Source organism: Streptomyces endophytica, from assembly GCF_026153355.1.
Classification (GTDB): domain Bacteria; phylum Actinomycetota; class Actinomycetes; order Streptomycetales; family Streptomycetaceae; genus Streptomyces; species Streptomyces endophytica.
Genome location: NZ_CP110636.1, coordinates 652,632 through 676,795, shown reverse-complemented (window position 1 = coordinate 676,795; position 24,164 = coordinate 652,632). Strand labels below are relative to the sequence as shown.

Annotated in this window: 23 protein-coding genes and 1 pseudogene; 12 read left to right on the top strand and 12 right to left on the bottom strand. The window is 72.5% G+C overall.

Translation table 11 applies throughout. The features are described 5' to 3' along the window. Positions 1–68: 68 nt before the first annotated feature. Positions 69–2,477: an endopeptidase La gene (lon, locus tag OJ254_RS03010; RefSeq protein WP_265361132.1), complete on the top strand. Its 2,409-nt coding sequence runs from the start codon at positions 69–71 to the stop codon at positions 2,475–2,477. 96 nt (positions 2,478–2,573) lie between these two features. Here the strand turns inward: lon and OJ254_RS03005 are convergent, their stop codons facing one another. Beyond that, entirely contained in the window at positions 2,574–3,437 is an 864-nt protein-coding gene (locus OJ254_RS03005; RefSeq protein WP_265361131.1) for a lysozyme, read from the bottom strand. A gap of 311 nt (positions 3,438–3,748) precedes the next feature. Here OJ254_RS03005 and OJ254_RS03000 point away from each other — a divergent pair, with 311 nt between their 5' ends. Next, positions 3,749–4,240 (top strand): MarR family winged helix-turn-helix transcriptional regulator, encoded by a 492-nt coding sequence (locus OJ254_RS03000; protein ID WP_265361130.1) that lies wholly within the window; start codon positions 3,749–3,751, stop codon positions 4,238–4,240. Between the two features lie 67 nt (positions 4,241–4,307). Here the strand turns inward: OJ254_RS03000 and OJ254_RS02995 are convergent, their stop codons facing one another. Then, positions 4,308–5,153 (bottom strand): hypothetical protein, encoded by an 846-nt coding sequence (locus OJ254_RS02995; protein WP_265361129.1) that lies wholly within the window; start codon positions 5,151–5,153, stop codon positions 4,308–4,310. A gap of 540 nt (positions 5,154–5,693) precedes the next feature. On the opposite strand from OJ254_RS02995, the gene OJ254_RS02990 reads away from it, so the two are divergent. From OJ254_RS02990 to OJ254_RS02970, 5 genes are all read left to right on the top strand, one after another. Further along, the gene (locus OJ254_RS02990) at positions 5,694–8,807 is read left to right on the top strand and encodes a sensor histidine kinase (protein ID WP_423835813.1); all 3,114 of its coding nucleotides are present in this window, start codon (positions 5,694–5,696) and stop codon (positions 8,805–8,807) included. After that, positions 8,804–9,298, top strand: a complete 495-nt coding sequence (locus tag OJ254_RS02985) for a roadblock/LC7 domain-containing protein (protein ID WP_265361128.1) — start codon at positions 8,804–8,806, stop codon at positions 9,296–9,298. Before OJ254_RS02990 ends, OJ254_RS02985 begins: the two co-directional genes overlap by 4 nt. Beyond that, positions 9,295–9,696: a DUF742 domain-containing protein gene (locus tag OJ254_RS02980; protein ID WP_261955719.1), complete on the top strand. Its 402-nt coding sequence runs from the start codon at positions 9,295–9,297 to the stop codon at positions 9,694–9,696. The genes OJ254_RS02985 and OJ254_RS02980 overlap by 4 nt, the downstream gene beginning before the upstream one ends. Before the next feature lie 37 nt (positions 9,697–9,733). After that, entirely contained in the window at positions 9,734–10,351 is a 618-nt protein-coding gene (locus OJ254_RS02975) for a GTP-binding protein (RefSeq protein WP_265361127.1), read from the top strand. 144 nt (positions 10,352–10,495) lie between these two features. Then, on the top strand, positions 10,496–11,746 hold the full coding sequence (locus OJ254_RS02970) for a styrene monooxygenase/indole monooxygenase family protein (RefSeq protein ID WP_265361126.1): 1,251 nt from the start codon (positions 10,496–10,498) through the stop codon (positions 11,744–11,746). Positions 11,747–12,304: 558 nt separating this feature from the next. On the opposite strand, the pseudogene OJ254_RS02965 reads toward OJ254_RS02970, so the two are convergent. The 3 genes and pseudogenes from OJ254_RS02965 to OJ254_RS02955 form a co-directional block, all read right to left on the bottom strand. Further along, positions 12,305–12,566: pseudogene (locus OJ254_RS02965) on the bottom strand (hypothetical protein). Positions 12,567–12,602: 36 nt separating this feature from the next. Further along, positions 12,603–13,343, bottom strand: a complete 741-nt coding sequence (locus OJ254_RS02960) for a TetR/AcrR family transcriptional regulator (protein ID WP_261955715.1) — start codon at positions 13,341–13,343, stop codon at positions 12,603–12,605. A 74-nt stretch (positions 13,344–13,417) separates the two neighbouring features. Continuing rightward, positions 13,418–14,365, bottom strand: coding sequence for an AurF N-oxygenase family protein (locus tag OJ254_RS02955; RefSeq protein WP_265361125.1), 948 nt, complete (start codon positions 14,363–14,365; stop codon positions 13,418–13,420). Positions 14,366–14,536: 171 nt separating this feature from the next. Between OJ254_RS02955 and OJ254_RS02950 the strand changes: the two genes are divergently transcribed. The 3 genes from OJ254_RS02950 (at position 14,537) to OJ254_RS02945 (ending at position 16,651) form a co-directional block, all read left to right on the top strand. Continuing rightward, positions 14,537–15,646 (top strand): ferritin-like domain-containing protein, encoded by a 1,110-nt coding sequence (locus tag OJ254_RS02950; protein WP_265361124.1) that lies wholly within the window; start codon positions 14,537–14,539, stop codon positions 15,644–15,646. Positions 15,647–15,692: 46 nt separating this feature from the next. Next, the gene (locus OJ254_RS30870; protein ID WP_341483553.1) at positions 15,693–15,956 is read left to right on the top strand and encodes an ADP-ribosylglycohydrolase family protein; all 264 of its coding nucleotides are present in this window, start codon (positions 15,693–15,695) and stop codon (positions 15,954–15,956) included. Between the two features lie 62 nt (positions 15,957–16,018). Further along, a complete protein-coding gene (locus OJ254_RS02945) occupies positions 16,019–16,651 on the top strand; it encodes an ADP-ribosylglycohydrolase family protein (RefSeq protein WP_341483552.1) in 633 nt (210 codons plus the stop codon). Here OJ254_RS02945 and OJ254_RS02940 read toward each other — a convergent pair. Continuing rightward, complete coding sequence (locus OJ254_RS02940) at positions 16,563–16,901, bottom strand: hypothetical protein (protein ID WP_265361123.1); 339 nt, start codon at positions 16,899–16,901, stop codon at positions 16,563–16,565. The two genes, OJ254_RS02945 and OJ254_RS02940, sit on opposite strands and share 89 nt — an antisense overlap. Next, positions 16,901–17,482, bottom strand: coding sequence for an alpha/beta fold hydrolase (locus OJ254_RS02935; protein WP_265361122.1), 582 nt, complete (start codon positions 17,480–17,482; stop codon positions 16,901–16,903). Before OJ254_RS02935 ends, OJ254_RS02940 begins: the two co-directional genes overlap by 1 nt. Positions 17,483–17,608: 126 nt before the next feature. Between OJ254_RS02935 and OJ254_RS02930 the strand changes: the two genes are divergently transcribed. Further along, entirely contained in the window at positions 17,609–18,061 is a 453-nt protein-coding gene (locus tag OJ254_RS02930; RefSeq protein WP_265361121.1) for a MarR family winged helix-turn-helix transcriptional regulator, read from the top strand. Between the two features lie 11 nt (positions 18,062–18,072). Here the strand turns inward: OJ254_RS02930 and OJ254_RS02925 are convergent, their stop codons facing one another. From OJ254_RS02925 to OJ254_RS02905, 5 genes are all read right to left on the bottom strand, one after another. After that, entirely contained in the window at positions 18,073–18,903 is an 831-nt protein-coding gene (locus tag OJ254_RS02925) for an ABC transporter ATP-binding protein (protein ID WP_265361120.1), read from the bottom strand. 93 nt (positions 18,904–18,996) lie between these two features. Continuing rightward, a complete protein-coding gene (locus OJ254_RS02920) occupies positions 18,997–19,416 on the bottom strand; it encodes an HD domain-containing protein (protein WP_265361119.1) in 420 nt (139 codons plus the stop codon). Between the two features lie 154 nt (positions 19,417–19,570). Then, the gene (locus OJ254_RS02915) at positions 19,571–21,022 is read right to left on the bottom strand and encodes a penicillin-binding transpeptidase domain-containing protein (protein ID WP_265361118.1); all 1,452 of its coding nucleotides are present in this window, start codon (positions 21,020–21,022) and stop codon (positions 19,571–19,573) included. After that, entirely contained in the window at positions 21,019–22,482 is a 1,464-nt protein-coding gene (locus tag OJ254_RS02910; RefSeq protein ID WP_265361117.1) for an FtsW/RodA/SpoVE family cell cycle protein, read from the bottom strand. Before OJ254_RS02910 ends, OJ254_RS02915 begins: the two co-directional genes overlap by 4 nt. Positions 22,483–22,597: 115 nt before the next feature. Further along, on the bottom strand, positions 22,598–22,942 hold the full coding sequence (locus tag OJ254_RS02905) for a hypothetical protein (protein WP_265361116.1): 345 nt from the start codon (positions 22,940–22,942) through the stop codon (positions 22,598–22,600). Positions 22,943–23,277: 335 nt separating this feature from the next. Between OJ254_RS02905 and OJ254_RS02900 the strand changes: the two genes are divergently transcribed. Further along, positions 23,278–23,949 (top strand): nuclear transport factor 2 family protein, encoded by a 672-nt coding sequence (locus tag OJ254_RS02900; RefSeq protein ID WP_265361115.1) that lies wholly within the window; start codon positions 23,278–23,280, stop codon positions 23,947–23,949. Positions 23,950–24,164 lie beyond the last annotated feature (215 nt).

Sequence of the window (24,164 nt, the reverse complement as noted above, 5' to 3'; positions counted from 1 at the left end):
CGGGGAACATCTCCCCGACTCCCGGCATTGAGTGGGTAAAGCTCAACTTGCTTGCCGAAGGGGAGATCATGGCTTCGACGTCCACACCGCTCACTCTGCCCGTGCTGCCCCTCGATGACGAGGTCGTGCTCCCCGGAATGGTGGTGCCCCTGGACCTGTCCGACACGGAGGTGCGCGCCGCGGTCGAGGCCGCGCAGGCCGCCGCCTCCTCGGGCAACAAACCGCGGGTGCTCCTTGTGCCCCGGGTCGACGGGAACTACGCCGGCATCGGCACGCTCGGGCGGATCGAGCAGGTCGGGCGGCTGTCCGACGGCGATCCCGGCGCGCTGATCCGGGGCCTTGGCCGGGTGCGCATCGGCTCCGGCACGACCGGCCCCGGTGCCGCGCTGTGGGTGGAGGGCACCGCGGTGGAGGAGCAGGTTCCTGATCCGCTGCCAGGTGCCGTCACCGAACTCGTCACGGAATACAAGGCGCTGGCCACCAGCTGGCTGCGCAAGCGCGGTGCCTGGCAGGTCGTCGACCGGGTCCAGGGCATCGAGGACGTCGGGACGCTGGCGGACAACTCCGGCTACTCGCCGTTCCTGACCGTCGAGCAGAAGGTCCACCTGCTGGAGACCACCGACCCGGTCGCCCGGCTGAAGCTCGCCACCGAGGCGCTGCGCGACCACCTCGCCGAGCAGGACGTCGCCGAGTCCATCGCCAAGGACGTCCAGGAGGGCGTCGACAAGCAGCAGCGGGAATTCCTGCTGCGGCGCCAGCTGGAGGCGGTCCGCAAGGAGCTCGCCGAGCTCAACGGCGACCCCGAGGACGAGGGCGACGACTACCGCGCCCGGGTCGAGGCCGCCGATCTGCCCGAGGACGTCCGCAAGGCCGCCCTCAAGGAGGTCGACAAGCTGGAGCGGGCCAGCGACCAGAGCCCCGAGGGCTCCTGGATCCGCACCTGGCTCGACACCGTCCTCGAACTGCCCTGGAACGAACGGACCGAGGACGCCTACGACATCGCCGGCGCCAAGGAGGTCCTGGACGCCGACCACGCGGGCCTGGCGGACGTGAAGGAACGGATCACGGAATACCTGGCCGTCAGGAAGCGGCGGGCCGAGCGGGGGCTCGGCCTGATAGGCGGGCGGCGCGGCGGCGCCGTCCTCGCGCTGGTCGGGCCGCCCGGTGTCGGCAAGACCTCGTTGGGCGAGTCCGTGGCGCGCGCCATGGGCCGCAAGTTCGTCCGGGTCGCGCTCGGCGGCGTCCGGGACGAGGCGGAGATCCGCGGCCACCGCCGTACGTACGTCGGCGCGCTGCCGGGCCGGATCGTCCGGGCGATCAAGGAAGCCGGTTCGATGAACCCGGTCGTCCTGCTCGACGAGATCGACAAGGTGGGCTCCGACTTCCGGGGCGACCCGGCCGCCGCCCTCCTGGAGGTCCTGGACCCGGCGCAGAACCACACCTTCCGCGACCACTACCTGGAGGTCGAACTCGACCTGAGCGACGTGGTCTTCCTGGCCACCGCCAACGTCCTGGAAGCCATCCCCGAGCCGCTGCTCGACCGCATGGAGCTGGTCCGGCTCGACGGCTACACCGAGGACGAGAAGGTCGTCATCGCCCGGGACCACCTGCTGCCGCGCCAGCTGGAACGGGCCGGTCTGGAGCCCGGCGAGGTGACGCTGGAGGAGGACGCGCTGCGCAAGCTGGCGGGCGAGTACACCCGCGAGGCGGGCGTGCGGAATCTGGAGCGGTCGATCGCCCGGCTGCTCCGCAAGATCGCCGCCCAGCACGAACTCGGCGCGCAGGAGCTGCCGTTCGGCGTCGGCGCGGACCAGCTGCGCCCGCTGATCGGACGGCCGCACCACACCCCCGAGTCGGCCCAGGACCCGGCCGAGCGGCGGACGGCCGTGCCGGGCGTGGTGACTGGTCTCGCGGTCACCGGTGCGGGCGGTGACGTCCTCTACGTGGAGGCGTCGCTGGCCGATCCGGAAACCGGGGCCTCCGGTCTGACGCTGACCGGCCAGCTCGGTGACGTGATGAAGGAGTCCGCGCACATCGCGCTGTCGTTCCTGCGGTCGCACGGCGCGGAGTTGGAGCTTCCGGTCGGTGACCTGAAGGAGCGAGGGGTGCATCTGCACGTACCGGCCGGTGCCGTTCCCAAGGACGGGCCGAGCGCGGGCGTGACGATGACGACGGCGCTGGCCTCGCTGCTGTCGGGCCGGCAGGTCCGGCCGGACGTGGCGATGACCGGTGAGGTCTCGCTGACCGGGCGGGTGCTGCCGATCGGCGGCGTCAAGCAGAAGCTGCTCGCGGCGCACCGCGCGGGGATCACCACCGTGATCATCCCCAAGCGCAACGAGCCGGACCTGGACGACGTGCCCGCCGAGGTCCTGGCGGCCCTGGAGGTCCACCCGGTCTCGGACGTCCGCCAGGTGCTGGAGCTCGCCCTGACCCCGGCCCACAACGGCGCGGCACCGGAGGTTCCGGTCGCGGCGTGACGGAGGCGACCGGAGCGCAAGACCCCTCCCGCGGTAGGCGGGAGGGGTCCCGGGCGCGGGCGGGCGCGTCCGCCCGCCGGGCCACCGGCGGCCGCGCTAGCCGTTGGCCAGTGCCTGCAGCCGGTCCATCGCGCCGTTGAAGCGGTTGTGGTCACCGACCGTGGGGCCGGTCGAGGTGTACTGCCAGATGGTGTGGAAGCCCCAGCCGGCCGGGAGTTCGCCGACCGAGGAGCCGTAGCGCGGGACCCACAGCGGGTTGATCGCGCCGAAGGCGGACGAATTGCCGGTGCACTGCTTCCACCAGCTGGTGGAGGTGTAGATGACCGCGTCCCGGCCGGTGCGCGCCTTGTAGGTGGCGAACCAGTCCTTCATCCAGTTGACCAGGCCGGCCGCGCTGAGTCCGTAACAGGTCGCGCCGTAGGGGTTGTACTCCATGTCCAGCGCGCCGGGCAGCGTCTTGCCGTCCTTGGACCAGCCGCCGCCGTGGTCGACGAAGTAGTTGGCCTGGGCGGCGCCGCTGGAGGTGTTGGGCGTCGCGAAGTGGTAGCCGCCGCGGATCATGCCGGCGTTGTAGGAGCCGTTGTACTGCTGCGCGAAGTACGGATTGGTGTAGCTGGTGGACTCCGTCGCCTTGACATAGGCGAACCGGACGCCGCTGTTCCAGAGCGTCGACCAGGCGACGTTGCCGTTGTGGCTGCTGACGTCCACCCCCTCGACGGACGACGCGAGCGAGCCGGCCGGCGGGGTGCCGATGCCGGCCGCGGTGCCCTCGTGCTTGGCGATCTGCGAGCCGGCCCAGTCCTGGCCGGGGTGGGCCGGCTCGGGCGCGCGCCGCACGGCCGTGGCGCCGGCCGTGGCGGGCAGTGCCAGGAGCAGGGCGAGGAGGGTGAGGAGGGCCCCGGTCACGGTCGCGAGCGAGCGTGCGGGGCGATGGGGGGAGCCGGATCTGAGCACGGACATACGTGTCTCCGGAGATCTCGGTGTGACCTGAGGGGGGATGGGTGCGGATCTGAGGGGGGTGATCTGCCGGCATGGCGTGGGCGCGGCTGACACGGAGGTGCGGCGTGCGGGACGCGCGGCGGAACCTTTGGCGAACGGCCCGCCGTTTGGTGTGGCCATGCCATAAATGACGATACGCGCGTAGACCGGCGTGACAAAAGAGGGTCCCTGGGCTGCCGTTGGTCTAATCCTGCGAAATACTGGCCGAGCTGCGGCTTCGGCCGACGGGGGCGGAAACTTTCAGACCAGGAAATGCGGGAAGGGGCGCTGACGTGCACAACACCGGGGCCGACGGAGCGACGACGGACGGCGAGCCGGTCGGTGTGGACCACGTATTCCTCGCCCTGGAGCGCGAATTGGCGGTGTTCCTCCGCCGGGCCCGGGCCTCGTCCGGCGAACTGGCCCGGGAGGTGCACCCCGACCTGGAGCCGTCCGCCTACGGCCTGCTGGTCCGGCTGGCCGACGCCGGCGCGCAGCGGGCCACCGATCTCGCCGGCTTCTTCGGCGTCGGCAAGGCCACGATGAGCCGTCAGCTGCACGCCCTGGAACAGCTGGGCCTGGTCGCCCGGGCGCCGGACCCGGCCGACGGCCGCGCCGTCCTGGTGCGCCTCACCGACGAGGGCCGGGAGCGCTTCACCCGCGTCCGCAACGCCCGCCGTGCCCAGTACGCCCGGCGCCTCGCCGCCTGGGACCGCCACGAGGTGGCTGAACTCGCCCGGCTGCTGCACCGCTTGAACGCGGAGCAAGAGGGCGAGGAGGGGTGAAAGCCGCGTCGTGACCGGGGGCACCGCGAAAGGGTGATGCCGAAAGGTCCCGGACCGGCAGGAGTTGTCACGGCATGACGAAAACCACCGCGGCGTCGTCCCGGGCCTTGCCCCGCGGGTGGGCCGCGCACTCCGGATCCGCTGCCTCCGCGGCCCGCACCCGGTCGATGAGGGCCTGCGGCCCCTCCGTGCCCACCAGGCCCGCGCAGTCCGCCCAGGAGCCCGCCCCGAAGACCTCGACCCAGCGGCCCGCGCCGTCACTGAGGGCGGTCAGTGAACGCACCGCGGCCCGCGGGGTGGTGCCGGTGACCGCGCGGGCCGCCACCGCCGGATCCGCGGCCGCCGTGAAGAAACCGCCCTCCGCGTTGCGCAGCGCCTCGACGGCACGCACGTACTCCCGGCCCGCCGCGGCCCGTTCCGCCGACCCGCGGGGCAGTGCCCGTACGGCGGCGCGCCGGGCCTTGACCGCAGGTGGCAGTTGGTCCAGCCGCGGGTCCAGTACGGGGCGCACCGACCCGTCGGCGTGCTCCAGGAGGAGCACCGAATCGGACAGCACGAGGTGCTCGACGGTGTCCGCGGACCACCTTGCGGCCACGACAGTTGCCTGCGGAGTGCGGGCGTGAGAAAGGTCACAGGTGCCCCGGTGAACGGCGGCCGTCCGGGAGATGGCCTCAGCGAGCGCCTCAGCGAGCGTCATATCCCGGTGTGAAACCGACAGTTCGAGCATTGCGCCGCCGAGCCGCGCGGTGAACCACGGCACCGTGTGACGGCATCCGTAGTCCTCGTCGGGCGGGGTCACGCCGTCCAGCAGGACCAGGACTCCGCCCTGGCCGGAGGCCGGCAGGGCTACCGACGCGTAGTCCTCGTTGGGGCGTTGGGGGTCGCCCGGCTCGGTGGCGAGTTCGATGCGCATGCCGGTCAGTCTGCCGGAGGGTGCGGATTTCGCCGGGTGACCGGTCACGCGGCGCGACGGATGGCGTACGGGCAGGTCAGAGCCGTGCGGAAGGTACGGACCGGCGCTCCGGAGGCGTGCGGGCGCGCATCCTGCCAGGACGGGGACGCATCTCCAAACCCGTCCGGGGGTTGCGCGGGGTTGCGGCGAAAATCGTTGCCGCGCGGAAGTTGATGGTCAAACTCCGATTGATGTTCACTCGTTCAGGTGGCCGGGCATGTGTTGCCGAGCCACTGCGCGGGGCCGGTGGAATGGTCATTGCCCGGATCACGGGGGGCCAGGACATTCGTCGCGACGCGCAGAGCCGGACTGTTCCCCCTCGCGGAAGTATGCGCTGCTGCGGAGTGCGCGCAGGTCCGCCCGCGAGCGGAGAGCGAGCCGGGTCCGCGACGCCACACGGCGTGGGCAGGCGAGACAGGAATGCGAGCAGCGGTGCGGAAGATGCGGCTTCGGGGCGGCGCAGGGAAGCCGGGTTCACCGGCCGGTTCGGTCTCCGGACCGGTGACGGGTTCGGGTCCTGGCAAGAGCTCCGGTTCCGGTAAGGGACCGGGCGCGGCCGGCGGTGACGACCTCGCGGGGCAGCGTCCCGCACGGGTGCGCAACCGGCTGGTCGGAGCGGTGGCCGTGGTCGCCGTCGCGGTCCTCGGGGCCGGCGCCCCCGGTCTGCTCGGCACGGCGGACGACGCCAACAACAGCCAGCACCTGGTCGACCTGGCCGAACTCAACGCCCGCGCCATCGCACTGGCGCACTCCCTCGCCGACGAGCGCGACGGGATGACCGGCTACGCCGCCGCGGGCCACAACGGCCGTACGGGCACGGGCGACAACGGCACGGGCACGGGTTCCGGAAACGGCACCGTCAACGGGACCGGCAACGGCGCGGGCACCGGCACGGTCAACGGCACCGGCACCGGCGGCACGACCGGAACCGGCGGAACCGCCTCAACCGGCGGAACCGGCACGACCGGTGGAAGCGGAACAAACGGCACCACCACGGCCGGAACCGGCACCGGAAGCGGAACCGGCACCCACCTCCCCGGCGTCAACGGCACCCGGGCCCACACCGCCGCGGCCGGCGCCGCCGTCACCAGCGGCCCCGGCGCCGACAACGCCGCCGTCGCCCGCCCCCAGCGCGCCCGCGTGGACCGGCAGATCGACGACCTGCGCACCGAGGCGCAGGACGCCTCGGGCGACAGCGCGGTCTACGTGACCGCCGCCAAACTGCTCAAGACCCTCCCGCAAACCCGTCAAAAGGCGCTGGCCCGGACGGAATCGGCCGAGCAGGTCTACCGCGCGTACACCGACATCATCCAGGCACTCGGGGCGATCAGCGACGACATCGCCCGCGGGCTGCCCGCCCGGGCGGACTCCGGCGACGCCGACACCCGGGCGCTGCCCGCGCTCGCCCGCGCCACCGACCAGGCCGCCGCCACCCGCGCCCTGCTGCTCGCCGGGCTCAACGCGGGCGGCAGCCAGCCCACGCTGACCGGTCTCGCACAGGTCGCCCGGGTCCGTGAGCAGGGCGCGCTGGGCGACTTCCGGGAGAGTGCGGGCCAGGGCGCCCGGGACCGCTACGACCGCACGGTCAACGGCACGGACGTCAGCACCGCCGAGCGCTACCTGACCCGGCTCACCGACCAGCCGCGCCTGGACGCCGCCGATCTGCGGCTCAGCCGCCAGCGGGTGGAGAACGCCCTCACCACCCGGATCGGGCTGATGCGGGGCGTCGAATCGGCCATGGCCACCGCCGACGTCCAGCGTCTCGGCCAGCTGCGCGACGACGACGTCACCGAGCTGGAGATCCGGATCGGCCTGGAGGGCCTCTGCCTGCTGCTGGCCGTCGGCGCCGGCATCTGGGCCGCGCGCTCGATGACCCAGCCGCTGGCCGCGCTGCGGATCGGCGCCCGCCGGGTCGCCGCCGACCCGGCGCACGAGGACCCCATCACGTACAAGGGCCGCAACGACGAATTCGCCGCCGCCGTACGGTCGGTGAACGCGCTGCACACCCAGGTGGGCGAGCTGTCGCGGCGCACCACCGAACTGGAGGGCGAGCGCAAGCGGCTGATAAGCGGCCGGCAGCGGCTGGTCGCCGAGCGCGAGGTGCTCCAGGAGCAGGGCGAGGCCCTCAAGGAGGAGATCGCCGACCTCACCGAGCGGCTCAAGGCCGCCCACACCGGCGTACAGGGCCGGTTCGTCAACCTCGCGCTGCGCACCCTGGGCCTGGTGGAGCGCCAGCTCGGGGTCATCGAGGGGCTGGAGGAGACCGAGCAGGACCCGGAGCGGCTGGACACCCTCTTCAAGCTGGACCACTTCGCCGCGCGGATGCGCCGCAACAGCGAGAACCTCCTGGTCCTGGCGGGCGCCGAACAGCACGGCAACAACCACCCGGGCCCGGTCCCGCTGCTGGACGTGCTGCGCGCCGCGGTCAGTGAGATCGAACGCTACGAGCGGGTGCGCATCCAGTCGCTGCCGCCGCACTGCCAGGTCGCCGGCTTCGCCGCGGACGACCTGAGCCACCTGGTCGCCGAACTCCTGGAGAACGCCACCGCCTTCTCGCCGCCGGACGCCCATGTCGAGCTGTCCGGCTGGCTGCTGGAGAGCGGCGAGGTGATGCTCTCGGTCCAGGACGAGGGCATCGGGATGACCGCGGAGCGGATGGCCGAGCTCAACGAGCGGCTGACGGACGCGGAGGCGGCCTCGACCGCCGAGAACATCGACGAGGCGCTGGGCCTCGGGCTCTACGTGGTCGTACGGCTGGCCGCCCGGCACGGTGTCCGGGTCCAGCTGCGGGACGCCAAGCAGGGCGGGGTCACCGCCGTCATCGTGCTGCCCGGCTCGATCCTGCCGACCCGGCCCGGCCCGGCGTCCGCGCTGTCCGTCCCGCACGACGCGCACGGCCCGGGGCTGCCCGGCTCGGTGGCCGAGGCGAACTCCAACGCCCTTCAGACGCGGGTGGCGCGGGTGGACCCGGCGGTGGGCCGCGGCGGGGCGGCGGCCGTGCCGGCACCGGAACCGGCCGCCGATCCGGCACCCGGCCAGGACGGTCCGGCCGGCGGCCCGCAGGGCGACCTGTTCGTCGCTGCCGCGGAGCGCGCGCTCGACGCGGCCGGGATACCGGTCGGCGGAACCGCCGAGCACGCCCGGCCGCCGGAGGACGCGCCGGCCGGGCCCGCGCCGGCCGCCGCCCCGGCCGCGGAGGACCCGTACGCCATCGGCCCGGACCAGCACGCCCGCGCCGAGGCGGCCACCCCGGCCACGGACCCGGCGCCCACGAACGCCGCACCCGCGGAGGAGGCGCCTTCCCGCGCGGCGTCCGAGGACCCGGCGCCGGCGGCCGCCCCGGAGAAGCAGCGGACCAGCTTGGGGCTGCCCAAGCGCACGCCCAAGATCGTGGCGCAGCAGCAGGCGCCCACCGCCCCGCGCAAGAGCGGTGCGGCCAACGCCGAGGCGCTGCGGCGCCGGCTCGGTGGATTCCAGCAGGGGGCGCGGACCGGCCGGCGTGACGTGGCGGCCGAACTCGCGGAAGGCACGACCGAACAGACCAGCCCACAGAACGACACCGACGGAGCGGGGGCCCCGGAAGAGAGCCACATTGTCGAGGAGGCACGCGAGTGAAGGCGCAAGCGCCCACTGCTTACGGACAAGGACTGAGCAGCCAGGCCCGCAATCTCCACTGGTTGCTGAGCAACTTGGTGGAGGAGGTGCCGGGCATCGGCTCGGTCGCGGTGGTCTCCTCCGACGGCCTGCTGCTGCTCAGCTCCGACCCTGACCGGGCGGACGAGACCGCACGCCCCGGCGACGCCGGTGGGCCCCGCGGGTCCAGCGCCGACCTGGCCACCATCGTGTCCGGACTCGGCAGCCTCACCCAGGGTGCCGCGAAGCTGATGAACGGCGGGTCCGTCAAGCAGACGATGATCACGATGGACGAGGCCAGCGTGTTCGTGATGTCGATCAGCGACGGTTCGCTGCTCGGCGTGCACGCCGCACCGGACTGCGACATGAGCGCCATCGCCTATCACATGGCGCTGTTCGTCGGCCGGGCCGGCCACGTCCTCACCCCCGAACTCCGCACCGAACTCCGCAAGTCGATGGAGAGCGCCCAGTGAGTAAGTCCCCCAAACTCCCCGTGCGCGGCGGGGATCGCAAACCCTCGCGCGTGCGGCCGTATTCGCTCACCGGCGGCCGGACGCGATTCGGCCACGTGCTGCTCGTCGAGACCTTCGTGGCCGCGCTGGAAGCCCCCGAAGAGCGGCGCGAGCTCACGTCCGGCGGCTGGGGCGACCGGGTGATGCCGGAGATGCGGGCGATCGTCGAGCTCTGCCGCCGGATGCGCTCGGTGGCGGAGATCTCCGCCCTCCTCAAGATGCCGCTGGGCGTGGTCCGCGTCCTGCTCAGCGACCTCGCCGACCAGGGAAAGATTCGCGTCTACGGCACCGGGCACGGCACCGGCCGGCCCGACCGCGCGCTGCTCGAAAGGGTGCTGAGTGGACTTCACAGGCTCTGACACGATATCGGCCGGGCCGACGACGACCGCCGGTTCCGTGGGTCAGGCCGGCCCGGTGGCCACGGCCGCCGACGCGGGGCTGCAGAGCTGGCAGACGGACCGGTCGCGGGCGCCGATCGCCACCAAGATCGTGGTGGCCGGCGGCTTCGGTGTCGGCAAGACCACGTTCGTCGGTTCGGTCTCGGAGATCACCCCGCTGCAGACCGAGGCGGTGATGACCCAGGCCAGCGAGGGCACCGACGACCTGACCGCCACCCCGGAGAAGACCACGACCACGGTCGCGATGGACTTCGGGCGGATCACCCTCGACCAGGAACTGGTCCTGTACCTGTTCGGCACGCCCGGACAGCAGCGGTTCTGGTTCATGTGGGACGACCTGGTGCGCGGCGCGATCGGCGCGATCGTGATGGCCGACACCCGGCGGCTGGAGGACTGCTTCCCGGCGCTGGACTACTTCGAGAGCTGCGGACTGCCCTACATCGTCGCGGTCAACCACTTCGAGGGCACCGACAGCTACCAGGCCGAGGACGTGCGCGAGGCGCTGACCGTACCGGAACAGGTACCGATCGTGATCATGGACGCGCGCCAGCGGACCACCGTGATCCAGTCGCTGCTCGCCCTGGTCGGCCACGCCCTGGAAGCCACGCCGGAGTAACGGCCGGTCCTCCCACGGACCGGTTCTCCCACGGACCGGTTCTCCTACGGGCCCGCCCCCACGGGCCCGTCCCCTGAGGGGCCACCCCTCGTACGACCCCCACCCCTCACCCCGAACATCGCAGTAGCAGAGAAGAGCGCCGCCATGCGGAAGATACTCATCATCGGAGCCGGCCAGTCCGGTCTCCAGCTCGCCCTTGGCCTGCAGTCCAAGGGCTACGAGGTCACCCTCATGTCCAACCGCACCGCCGACGAGATCCGCTCCGGCCGGGTCATGTCGACGCAGTGCATGTTCCACACCGCCCTCCAGCACGAGCGCGACCTCGGCATCAACTTCTGGGAGAGCCAGGCCCCGCGCATCGAGGGCCTCGGCGTCTCCGTCGCCGCCCCCGGCAGCCACGAGGGACCCGACGGCACCCAGCGCGCCATCGACTGGGTCGGCACGCTCGACGGCTACGCCCAGTCCGTCGACCAGCGGGTGAAGATGGCCGGCTGGATGGAGACCTTCGCGCAGCGCGGCGGCCAGCTCGTCATCCACGGCGCCGCCGTCTCCGACCTGGACTTCTTCGCGAGCCGCTACGACCTGACGATGGTCTCGGCCGGCAAGGGCGAGCTGGTGTCCATGTTCGGCCGGGACGCCTCCCGTTCGCCGTACGACACCCCGCAGCGGGCACTGGCCGTCGCCTACGTGCACGGCATGGGCCCCCGCCCCGAGCACCCCGACTTCGAGGCGGTGCGCTGCAACGTCGTCCCCGGTGTCGGCGAGCTCTTCGTGATGCCGACGCTCACCACCTCCGGCCGCGCCGACATCCTCTTCTGGGAGGGCATCCCCGGCGGCCCGCTGGACGTCTTCGGGCAGGTCAAGGACCCCGCCGAGCACCTGGCCGTCACGCTGGACCTGATGAAGACGTTCCTGCCGTGGGAGTACGACCGCTGCACCAAGGTCGAACTGACCGACGCCAACGGCACGCTGGCCGGCCGCTACGCGCCCACCGTGCGCAACCCGATCGGCCGGCTGCCCTCCGGCGGCCTGGTCCTGGGCGTCGCCGACGTGGTCGTCGCCAACGACCCGATCACCGGCCAGGGCTCCAACTCGGCCTCCAAGTGCGCCGCCGCCTACCTCTCCTCCATCGTGGAGCGCGGTGCGGAGCCGTTCGACGAGGCGTGGATGCAGGCCACGTTCGACCGCTACTGGGACACCGCCCAGCACGTCACCAAGTGGACCAACGCGATGCTGGCCCCGCCGCCGGAGCACGTCCTGAACATCCTCGGCGCGGCCGGCCAGCTCCAGCCCGTCGCCGACCGCTTCGCCAACGGCTTCAACGACCCGTCCGACTTCGAGAACTTCTTCTTCGAACCGGACAAGGCCGCGGCGTATCTCGCTTCGCTCGGCTGATTCCCACGTTCCGCTGCGCTTTGCGGCGCCTCCCACGTACCTGTCTGTCCCGCCGCGGTTGTTGTTCGCCGTTGCGCCTGCGGCGGGCTGGGTGGTTGGTGGGTGCGGTGACGGGCCTCCGGGGCCGGTTGTGTGGACTGCTGACGCTTTACGTCCACACACCAGGCCCCTCCGGCCCGTCCCCTCCCGTGAGGGGGAAAGTTGAGGACGGTGGGGGTGCACGTAATGCCCACGTACGCGCGGGCAACGGATTACGCCCGCCCCCGACCAGCTAAGAACTCCCCCTCACGGGAGGGGCTGGACCGGAGGACGAAGTCTGGAGGGCCGGCACCGCACCCGACAACACCACGCCCGCCGCCAGGCGCAACGGCGAGACGACCCGCGGCGGGAGAGACGGGTACGTGCGGGGCGCCGCAAAGCGCGCAACGGCGACCAAGCCCCGCGGCGGGACGGCGAGGTACGTGCGGGGCGCCGCAAAGCGCGCAACGGCGAGACGACCCGCGGCGGGACGGCCAGGTACGTAGGAGGCGCGGCAAAGCGCAGCGGAACGTGGGAGGCTTACCCCTTGCTCCAGGGCCACTTGAGGCCCCTGGGCGTCACCTCGCCCTCCGAGACGTATTCGTATTTCCACCCCCGTGGCAAGCCCAGGCGCCCCACCCGTCCCGGGACCCGTCGATAGACATGCACCGTCGGGGCCGTCCGTCGTCGTTCGGCACCGGGACCTCGTAGGTCTTCGGGGGCTGGCCGGTCATGCCGACCAGGACGGGCAGCACCCGGCCGTCCAGGGCCCGCCCACGAAGGGCGTGTTCTCGCTTCGCACGCCCCCAGTCTCACATCACGGGGATCGCCGTGCAGGTCACAGCAGGTGGGTGGCGTCACTCACGACCGGCAGGATGCGGCGGGCCAGGTCGCCGACCGGGCCTTCGGAGGACTCCATCCGCAGCGCTCCCCGGGTCACCCGTGCGGTCTGCGGGTCGCGTGCCGCGGTCGCGGTGAGCAGGGCGACGAAGTGGTCGACCAGCCAGTCGCGCAGCTCGTCGAGCGGCGGCCGCTTGCCCTCGTCGAGCCAGATCAGCGAGGCGCCCTCGACGGCGGTGATCCACATCCGGACCGTCATCCGCAGCCGCAGGCCCGGTTCCGGCTCGCCCAGGTGGCGCAGGATCTGGTCGGCCGCGGCGCGCCGCACCTCGTCCACGATCGCGCTCGTACGGGAGGTCTCCACGACGCTGCCGCCCTGGAGCAGCGCGCTGAAGCCGGCGTCGTGCTCGTCGACGAACGCCAGATAGCGGTCCAGCGCACGGGACAGCCGCTGGGTGAGCGGCCCGGTCTCCGGCTCGGCGAAGCAGCGCTCCAGGATGTCCGCGGCACTGCGCAGCGCGGCCTCGTACAACTGCTGCTTGCCGCCGGGGAAGTAGCGGTAGACGAGCGGCCGCGAGACCTGGGCTGCGGTGGCCACGTCGTCCAGCGACACGTCCTCCGGCGCGTGCTGCGCGAACAGCCCGAGGGCCGCCGCGAGCAGTTGGCTGCGGCGCTGCTCGACGCTCAGCCTGCGGTAGGCGGGTCGGGGTACTGCTGGGGCGGTGCCGCTGCCGTTCATGGGCAGCAGCGTAACCGCCCCGGATTTCCACTCGTACAGGTGCTCGCCCCCGACGGTCGCCGCGGGCGGCCGCTTCAGGCCAGCAGGCCCGAGCTGCGCCACAGCCGGCGGCCCACGCCGCGCAGTACGCCGATCTCGTCGAGGAAGTCGGTCAGCCGCTGCGCGCCGGACTGCATCACCTCGCGGCGGTGGCCGCTGGCCTTCACCTGGGCCACCGCCTCCCGCTTGTCCAGCCCGACATTGCGGTACACGTCCGGATTGACGAAGGCGACGGAGAACACCCGGGCCGCCTCGCCGCAGCTGAGGCGGGTCAACTCCCGCTCCCAGCGGGGTGCGGTGGCCATCTGGCGGCGCAGTTCCTCGCGGGCGTAGCGGACGTGCCGGGCCTCCTCGACGACGTGGATCCGGGTCACCCCGCGCACCAGGCTCTGCACCCGCTCGTCCGGGAAGGTCAGCCGCTGCATCCAGTCCAGGATCTCCTCGCCGAGCAGGGTGCAGGCGAACGAACCCGGGGTGGTGGAGACCGTCTTGAGGATGCGGGCGAGGTTGTGGTTGAGCCGCGAGACCGGGTACGTGGGCGCCCCGCCGTGCTGGATCATGCGCGCGAACATCTTGGAGTGCCGGCACTCGTCGGCGATCTCGGTGAGGGCGTAGCGGACGTGGGCGCTGGTCACCGGCTTGTCGTAGATGTGCCGGACCAGCAGCTGCATCAGGATGATCTCGAACCAGATGCCCAGGGAGGCGAGCGAGGCGGCCTCGTGGCGGGCGAGGTCCTGCTGCTGCTCCAGCGACATCTTCTTCCACAGGGGCGTGCCGTAGAGCGAGACCAGCTCCGGCGGCCAGAACCACTTGCCCTCTTCGAGTGGCGCGTCCCAGTCGAGTTCGGTGTCGGGGTCGAAGGAGTGCTTGGCCGAGGAGTCGAGCAGTCGCTCGGCGACCTGTTCCCGGTCCTTGAGCAGACCGAGGGCGTCGCGGAGGACTTCGGTGTCCGTCACGGTCGGTGCGGTGGGCGCGCTCGTCATGGCTGTGGCTACCTCGCTAGTGGCGTGTTACCCGCGGTCAGCTCTTATGAGACTGCTTGTCAGCAAGCTCGTCAATCCCTCCCGCACGACTTATTGACCCGCCGGTAAGAAACGTGTGAGCCTGCCAACCACCGCCCATGACATGGCGGTTGGCGAGCGGAGGAGGCGTCCGTGTCCACCCGAGACCTGTACGTGCGCAACCCGGGCGACGACCTGTGGGCGGTGCCGGCGACCGGCGCGGCCCGCTTCAACTGGGACTACGACGACGGGCGTGACCGGCTGCTCGCGCTCTACCAGAAGGGCAAGGACAAGCAGTGGGACGCCACCCTGCGGATCGACTGGGACCTGGAGGTCGACCCCAAGGACCCGCTCGGCACCCCTGACGAGTCGATGTCCCTGTACGGCACGAAGTACTGGGACAAGATGACCGAGAAGGACCGCGGCGATCTGCGCCAGCACTACACCGCCTGGCAGTTCAGCCAATTCCTGCACGGCGAACAGGGCGCCATGGTCTGCGCGGCCCGGATCGTGGAATCCGTTCCGGACCTCGACGCGAAGTTCTATTCGGCGACCCAGACCATGGACGAGGCCCGGCACGCCGAGATCTACAGCCGGTTCCTCCAGGAGAAGATCGGGATGCTCTACCCGATCAACGACAATCTCCAGGCACTGCTCGCCGACACCCTCAGGGATTCCCGCTGGGACATGCCCTACCTCGGTATGCAGGTGCTGATCGAGGGCCTGGCACTGGCCGCCTTCGGCATGATCCGGGACACCACCGACAAGCCGCTGCCCAAGCAGATCCTGGCCTACGTCATGCAGGACGAGGCCCGTCACGTGGCCTTCGGCCGGATGGCGCTGCGCGACTACTACAAGCAGCTCACCGACGCCGAACTGCGCGAACGCGAGGAATTCGTCATCGAGGGCTGTTATTTGATGCGCGACCGGCTGCGCGGCCTCGAAGTCCTGGAGAACTTCGGCATTCCGCCCAAGGAGGCCGCCGAATACACCGAACGCTCCGAATTCCTGCACCTCTTCCGGAAACTGCTGTTCAGCCGGATCGTCCCGTGCGTCAAGGACATCGGACTGTGGGGCGAACGGCTCCAGCGCGCCTATGTGGACCTGGGCGTCTTCGAGCTGGGCGACGCCAACCTCGATCTGCTGATGGCCCAGGACGAGGAACTCGCCGAGAAACTGGACGCCGAGCGGTTCGCCGCCGAGGAGGCGGCCCGAACGGCCGAGGTCGCGGCGGCCATCGCGGAGGGCGAGGCGGCCGGCTGACCGGGGCGGCCCGCACGGCCCCGGGGCCGAGTGGCAGGATCCCGGCATGGACACGGACGACCGCCGGCGGGCCGCCCGCACCGCCCTCGAAGGGCTGGCGTACGGCGACGCCTTCGGGGAGCGCTTCTTCCGCATCTTCCGCCGGCCGGACGAGGCCCGCCGGCTGATCGCCACCCGCACGATCCCGCCCGAGCCGCACTGGCACTGGACCGACGACACCGCCATGGCGCTCGACCTGCTCGCCGTACTGGAGGAGTACGGCGAGGTGGCGGAGCGGCCGCTGGTCATGGGGGTCCCCCCTGCTCCTTAAGAGCTTGGGGGAGGTTCGCCGCCACCTACCGGGCCGACCCCGGGCGCGGCTACGGCTCCGGCATGCACGCGCTGCTGCCCCGCGTCGCCGCCACCCCGGACCAGTGGGAGGAGCTGGCGGGCCTGCTCTTCGGCGGCGAGGGCAGCCTCGGCAACGGCGCCGCCATGCGCGTGGCCCCGCTCGGCGCCTGGTTCCACGACGACCTGGACCGCGTCGTCGACCAGGCCGCGCGCTCCGCCCGGGTCACCCACGCGCACCCCGAAGGCATCGCCGGCGCGGTCGCGGTGGCGGTCGCGGCCGCGCTCTCCGCCCGCGGCGACGTGCCGTCCCTCACCGCCGTCGCCGACCGCACCCCCGACGGCCCGGTCCGCCAGGGCCTGCTCCGCGCCGCCGCCCTGCCGCCCGGCACCACCCCCGAACAGGCCGCCGCCGCACTGGGCAGCGGCCGACGCATCCGCGCCGACGACACCGTCCCGTTCGCCCTGTGGTGCGCGGCCGTGCCCGGAGCCCGGCAGGAGCAGGGCGGTACTCCCGTCCCCGGCGACCTGGAATCCGCCCTCTGGACCACCGCCGCCGGCTTCGGCGACGTGGACACCACCTGCGCCATCACGGGCGGTGTGGTGGCGGCCCGTACGGGGGTGGCGGCGCTGCCGGAGGAGTGGCGGGCGCGCCGGGAACCGCTGCCAGGAAACTGAGCACCCGCCGGGCGGGTTCGCCGTCCGTGTTCTCCGGCAGGGAATGGTGGGTGGCGCCCGCCACGGTCTCGATCCGCACGCCCGGCAGCGCCCGTGCGGCGCCGGCCGCGACCCGCCGGAGGTCGTGCGCCCGGCTGCGCCCCGCCAGCAGCACCAGCACCGGCAGCCCGGCCGCCACCGGCCCGGACAGGTCCGGCCGCGGTCCGGTCACCACCTTCGCGCCCCGGAAGGCGACCGCGCCCACCCCCATCAGCCGTACCAACTCCGGGGCCGGCGGCGCGCCCCCGGTCTCCCACGCCAGGAACCGGCGGGTGCTCCGCTCCCCGGGCCGTACGAAAAGCGGTACCGCCCGTGCCAGATAGGACGGCCGGAAGGGGCGAAACACCCGGTCGGGTCGAGCAGCACCAGCCGGTCCACCCGGCGCGGCGCCCGGGCCGCGTAACTCAGCGCGACCCAGCCGCCGTACGAGTGCCCGAGCAGCGTGGCCGAGGTCAGCCCGAGGCCGTCCCACACCCCGTCGAGCCAGGCCATCAGGTCCGCCGGCCGCCGCACCGCGCGGCCGCCGGGCACGCTCAGTCCCGGGGTGCCCATCTGGTCCACCGCGTAGACCCGGTGCGTGCCGGCGAGCGCCGGGGCGAGCGCGTACCAGACGGCCGAGGTGGTCCCGCCGCCGTGCAGCAGCACCAGCGGCGGGCCGTCGGCGGGCCCGCAGGCGTGGACGCGGGTGGTGCCGAACTCCGAGGTCAGGTCGAGCCGTTCCACGGCGCCCGGCCAGCGCGCCATGGCCTGCGCGTAGGCGGCGGGGAAGGCGGTGGGGTCGGGGGCTGCCATAGCCGTCCTCTCGGTCACCGAGCGCCCGGACCGTCGTGCCGGCCACCGTGCTCAGTGTCTCGCTGGGCAAGTATCTCGTTGAACGAGATATTAGGGTACGGTGCGGGAAAGGAAAGGCGGTCGGGCATGGCGCAGCGGCAGGAACCCGCGGGGATGGAGCTGATCCATCTGCTGCGCGAGGTGACCCTCCAACTCGACCTGGCGGGCGCGCAGTTCGCGGGCCGCAACGGTCTGCACCCCACCGACCTACGGGCGCTGATCGGCCTGCTGGACGCGGCCCGGGCCGGCGTCCCCTCGACCCCCGGCCGGCTCGGCGCGCACCTCGGCCTGAACTCCGCCGGCACCACCGCGCTCGTCGACCGCCTGGAGCGGCTCGGCCTGATCCGCCGGGTCCGGGACACGCAGGACCGGCGCCGGGTCCTGCTGGAGGTGGACGAGCGCGCGGTCGCCCTGGGCCAGTCGTTCTTCGGCCCGCTGATCGACCGCACGCTCGCCCTGCTCGACACCTTCGACCCCGGCGAACGGGCCGCGATCCGCCGGTTCCTGGACGGCGTCCGCGAGGCGGCACAGAGCCCGTAGGGAAGCCTCCGCTAGCGGCGGCCCGAGCGGGCCAGCCAGCGGCCCTCGTGGCGGGAGACCTCGATCGGGCGCCCGAAGCAGGCCGTCATCCGCTCCCCGGTCAGCACCTCGTCCACCGGCCCGCGCGCCTGCACCCGGCCGTCCCGCAGCAGCAGCGCATGGCCGATGGCCGGGGACAGCTCCTCCAGGTGATGGGTGACCGTCACCGTCGCCAACTCCGGCCGCCCGGTGGCGAGCCGGTGCAGGGCGTCGATCAGGTCCTCCCGGGACGGGAGGTCCAGCGCGTTGAACGGCTCGTCGAGCAGCAGCAGCGACGGGTCGGCCATCAGCGCCCGGGCGATCAGCAGCCGGGCCCGCTGCCCGCCCGAACACACGCCGTACGGCCGGACCGCCAGCTCCTTGCAGTCCAGCTCGGTGAGGAGAGCGTGGGCGCGCTCGCGGGTGGCGTCGTCGTACTTGCGCCACAGCGGCTGCACGGTCCCGGTCGCGCCGGTCAGCACGACCGTGTGCCCGGTGGCGTCCTGCGGAACCTTCTGGGCGCTGGAGACCAGCCCGATCACCGCCCGCAGTTCCCGCACGTCCACCGAGCCGAGCCGGTGCCCGAGCACCTCGACGCTGCCGACCGTCGGGAACATCAGCGCACCGATGAGACGCAGCACGGTGGTCTTGCCGGCCCCGTTCGCGCCGAGCAGCGCCCAGTGCTCACCGGACCGCACGGTCCAGTCGATGGCGTCGAGGATGACCTGTCCGGTGGTGTAGCGGCGGACGCCGACGCCCTCCAGGGCGGCGATCACGCGCGCCGCCCCCGGGGCCGAGGGGTCCGAAGGCTGGGTGGGAGTCATCGCCGCAGACTAGCTGTGCACACCACCTTTTTGTGCGGGCGTCCGGGGTGTGGACCGGGGGAGCGCGGGCCGGACGGGGCGGAGCCCACACTCTCAGACCAGGCCCAACAGCCCCCGCACGCGCGCGTACTTCGCGGTCAGCCGCTCCCGGGTCGCCGCGTCCAGCACGGCCAGCCGGGCCGGATCGGCGTTGTGCGCGAGGTCCGCCTCCTTGACCAGCAGCGCACCGGGCGTGGCCAGGATGCGCGCGGTGTACTCCTCGACCGGCTCGCCCGGCCGCTTGGTGACCGCCAGCACCATCGCCTTGGTCGCACCGGTCAGCGCCGCACCGGCCAGCCACTCCTCGCTCAGCGCCGCGTCCTCGACCGCGTCGTGCAGCCAGGCCGCCGCGATCTGCTCGTCGCTGCCGCCCCGTTCGCGTACGCCCGCGGCCACCGCGGCCAGGTGCTCGGCATACGGGCGGCCCGCCTTGTCGGTCTGCCCCTCGTGCGCGCGCCGGGCCAGCGCCTCCACTTCGGGCAGCGACAGGGCGGGCGGGACGGGGCAGCAGAGGGGGAGGGCGAGGGGGAGGGAGTCGGGTCAGCCATACGGCCATTGTGGCGCGGGCCCGGCCCGGCCACCGTGGTCCGCCGCCGTCACCGCCACCGCCACCGTCACCGCGCCGCCGTCACCGCGCCACCGCCATCACCGCCCGGGCGATCGGCGCCGCGTTCCCCCCGCCGCTGATGTCCGCGCGCTCGGCCGCCGCGTCCTCGACCACCACGGCCACCGCGACCGTCGGTTCGTAGGTGTCCTTGGTCCGCGCCCAGGAGATGAACCAGGCGTACGGCGTGCCCTCGTTGTGCACCCCGTGCTGGGCGGTGCCCGTCTTGCCGCCGACGGTGAGGCCCTTGACGGCGGCGCGCCGCCCGCTGCCGTGGGCGACCACGTCGATCATCATCTCCTGGAGCTGCTCGGCGGTGGCCGGGTTGATCACCTGGCGGGTGGGCGGATGCGGGCCGGCCGCGACCATCACCCCGTCCGCGTCGGTCACCTGGTCGACGAGGTACGGCTGGGTCAGCTGCCCCCCGTCGGCGACCGCCGCCGCGACCATCGCCATCTGGAGCGGGGTGGCCGCGGTGTCGTACTGCCCGATGGCCGACAGCGCGACCTGCGCCGGATCCATCCGGGTGTCGAAATGGCTGGGCGCGACCGGCGACGGAACGCGCAGCCGGCGGTCGTTGAAGCCGAACCGCCGCGCCATCGCGGCCATCCCGCGCAGCCCGACCTCGTCGCCCAGCCGCGCGAACACGGTGTTGCAGGAGGCCCGGAACGCCTCCTTCAGCGAGGCGTCCGCACAGTCCTTCGCGGCATTGCCGAGCCGGGTGGCGGTGCCCGGCAGGAGGTACGGATCCGGCGAGTCCGTCGGCGCGTCGATGTCGGTGACCCGGCCGCTCTCCAGCGCGGCGGCCGCGGTGACGACCTTGAAGGTCGACCCGGGCGGATACGTCTGCGCCAGCGCCCGGTTGAGCATCGGGCGCTCCGCGGCGGCGTTCAGACGGCGCCAGGCATCGTCGACCGCGGGCCCGTTGCCGGACAGCACCCCCGGTTCGTACGACGGGGAGCTGACCAGCGCCAGGATCCGCCCGGTGCGCGGCTCGATCGCGGCCACCGCGCCCTTCCGGCCGTCCAGCCCGGCGAACGCGGCGCGCTGCATCCGCGGATCGATGGTGGTGTGGACCTGGCCGCCGGGCTGGTGGGTCCGGGTCAGCCGGTCCCACCAGGGGAAGGTGGCGAGCCGCGGGTCGGTGCCGGCGAGCACGGGGTCCTCGGCGCGTTCCAGCAGCGAGGTCCCGTAGGTCTGCGAGGAGTAGCCGGTGACCGGTGCGTAGAGCGGCCCGTCGGCGTACGCGCGCTCGTAGCGCAGCCGGCCGCCGCTGTCCCGCGAGCCGGTGACCGGCCGGCCCGCGACGAGCACGGGGCCCCGCGGCTGCGCGTACCGGGCGATCGCCGCCCGCCGGTTGGCCGGGCTGGCGCCGTAGCGCTCCGCTTCGTAGACCTGCACCCGGGCGGCGTTGACCAGCAGCGCGAGGAGGAGCAGGAAGGAGAACGCGGCGGTGTGCCGGATACCGCGGATCAACGCCCGGCCTCCGGGGCGGGCGCGCCGCCGGCCGCGTCCCGGGCCCGCACCGGCGTCATGAACCCCACCACCCAGCTCCCGCCCCCGGCCGGCTGCCGGCCCGGCGGCCGCGGCGCCCGCGCCCGGTCGCTGACCTTCAGCAGCAGCGCGACGATGATCCAGTTGGTGACCACCGACGACCCGCCCTGGGCGAGGAACGGCATCGCCATCCCGGTCAGCGGGATCAGCCCCATCACCCCGCCCGCGATGACGAACACCTGGATCGCCGGCAGCGCCGCCAGCCCCACGGCCAGCAGGCTGCCGAACGGATCGGGCTGCCCCAGCGCGGCCCGGTAACCGCGGCCCACCAGCAGCGCGTACAGCACGAACAGCGCCGACAGCCCGGCCAGCCCGAGCTCCTCACCGCACGTCGCCAGGATGAAGTCGGACTTCATGGCGAAGCCGATCAGATACGAGTGACCCTGCCCGAGCCCGGTGCCGAACACCCCGCCCGCGGCGAACGCGAACAGCGACTGGGCGAGCTGCCCGGCCCCCTTCCCGGCCGCGATCCCGGCGAACGGATGCTGCCAGTCCTCGACCCGGGTGTGCACATGCGGCTCCAACGTCCCCACCGCGGCCGCCCCGACGGCCGCGAGCAGCAGCCCGACCGCGATCCAGCCGGTCCGCCCGGTCGCCACGTACAGCAGCACCACGAAGATCCCGAAGAACAGCAGCGAGGTGCCCAGGTCGCGTTCGAGGACCAGCACCGCCACGCTGACCAGCCAGACCGCCACGACCGGTCCCAGCACCCGCCCGGCCGGCAGCCGCAGCCGCCCCACCGTGCGGCCGGTGTGCGCCAGCGCGCCGCCGTTGGCGGCCAGGTACGCCGCGAAGAACACGGTGATCAGCACCTTGGCGAACTCACCGGGCTGCAGGGAGAAACCGGCCAGCCGGATCCAGATCTTCGCCCCGTTCACGGCGGGGAACAGGATCGGCGCGACCATCAGCAGCAGCGCGAGCGCCGCGCACACATACGCGTACCGCTGCAGCACGCGGTGGTCGCGCAGCAGCAGCACCACCGCGATGCACAGCGCCACCCCTACCGTCGACCACATCAGCTGGGCGGGCGCGGCCCGGTCCCCGGGCGTCTCCAGATCGAGCCGGAAGATCAGCACCAGCCCGAGCCCGTTGAGCAGCACGGCCGTGGGCAGCAGCAGCGGATCGGCGTACGGCGCGCGGAAGCGCACGACGAGATGCGCGAGCAGCGCCAGCCCACCGAGCCCCGCGCCGTACCGGACCGCGCCACCCGGCACCGCATGCCAACGGGCCAGGCCGACGACGACGTACCCGCAGACGCTGATCAGCACGGCGCCTACGAGGAGGGCCAGTTCGATCCCGCGCTGCTTGGCACGCGGCGGCAGGGCGGGCGAAGGGTCCGCCGGATGCCGTCCGGCGGCGACCGCCCTTGCCCTCGCCGTCATGCCTGGCAACGTAGCAAGCGGTGGCCGCTATTTCCGTTATGTCGGATGTGGCGGCCGGAGGGTCCGCACGTCCGGCCGGGGGTGCATGTCCGGTCGTCCGCTGAGGTGCCGTTGATCAGCACCAGCGGGGGTCCGCCCCCTCGCTCACGATCCCGCGCTCCGAAGACCAGGCATACGAGGCGTCGCTGAGCTTGTACCAGACCGGGTTCCCCTTGACGCGCTGCCCGTTGACCTGGCAGACGATCCCCACCACGGTCCCGTACCGCCTCGACCCGACGGGCCGGTACCGGTTGCTCGGCCCCGTCCGCACCACCAGCCCCTCCTTGGCCACCACCCGCCCCATGGGTCGGGCCGGACTGCCGGGGTTGTCGTCCGCCGCCGCCACGACCGGGGCCGCCAGGCTCACCGACCCCGCGGCGACGGCCCCTCCCAGCACCCCGGAAACGACCCAGAGTCCCACCCGGCCGACCTTCCCCCGCCATGAAGTCGAATGCCGCGAAGGCCAAAGCCGCGAGGGCCAATGCCGCGAAGGCGAATGCCGCGAAGGCGAATGCCCTGAAGGTGAGTGGAGTGAAGACGAATACCGCGAAGGTGAGTGCCACGAGTGCGAACGCTGCCGAAACATGCGCTTCCTCCCACGGAGAAATGACCCCGAGTAAGACCCCGAGTGAGACCCCGAGCAGGACCCGATCAGGACACGAGCAAGACCCGAGCAAGATTCGAGCAAGACCCCGAGAACCTCTCCCTCACGCTAAGGAGACCCCATAGCGTCCGCAACCGCTCACGCTACGTAGCGTGAATGCCTCCCCATTGCCCGTCGGCGCGACAGCAAAGCCCACGCATTCCGCCACCGACGAACACCCCCGAAATGCATCGGCCAACCACCCGCCCATCCGCTTGGCTTCCCCCATGCCGACCGAAGACCGCGAAACCGCCGGAGACCGCGACCGCGAAACCACCGCAGACCGCGAAGCCACCGAAGCCACCGAAATCACCGAAGACAGCGAAACGGTCGAAGCCAGCGAAGCGGACCAAGGCAAGGAGGCCGCCGATGCCAGGAAAACGGTCCAAGGCGAGGAGGCCGCCGAAGCCGGAGAAGCCGTCCCCGCCGGCCCGGCGAAACTGCTCCGCCGCATGTACGAGATCTTCAACACTCAGCAGGTCGACGACTTCACCCGCGCCGCATTCCACCCGGACGTCGACTGGCCGAACGTCGCCGAAGGCACGCGCCTGCACGGCATCGACGCCGTCCTCGCCTACTGGAAGCGTCAGTTCGCCGTCGCCCACCCCCTCGTACGGATGGAGGGCATGACCGCGGAGCCCGACGGCCGCATCGCCGTCCGCGTACGCCCCGGCCTCCGGGACGCCACCGGCGACCACTGGTCCGACACCCTCCTCCACCACGTCTACGCCTTCCGCGACGGCAAGGTGGCCCACATGGAAGTCCGCCGGGACACGGAGGCGTAGGGGGTGGGGACGGAAACCGGCACGAGGACGGGAACGAGGGCGGGAACGAGGACGGGGGCACCGCCTGACGCCCCCCGCCCACCCCTAAGGGAAGAATCACGGCGTCCTCAGGGTTCTCCCAGGGGCTTCCCGGGTTGTTCCGCGAACGCACCCAATGACAGTTTGTAAACTCCTCTCGAACGAACAGACCGAAAAGCAGAAGGCCGAGCTCGTCA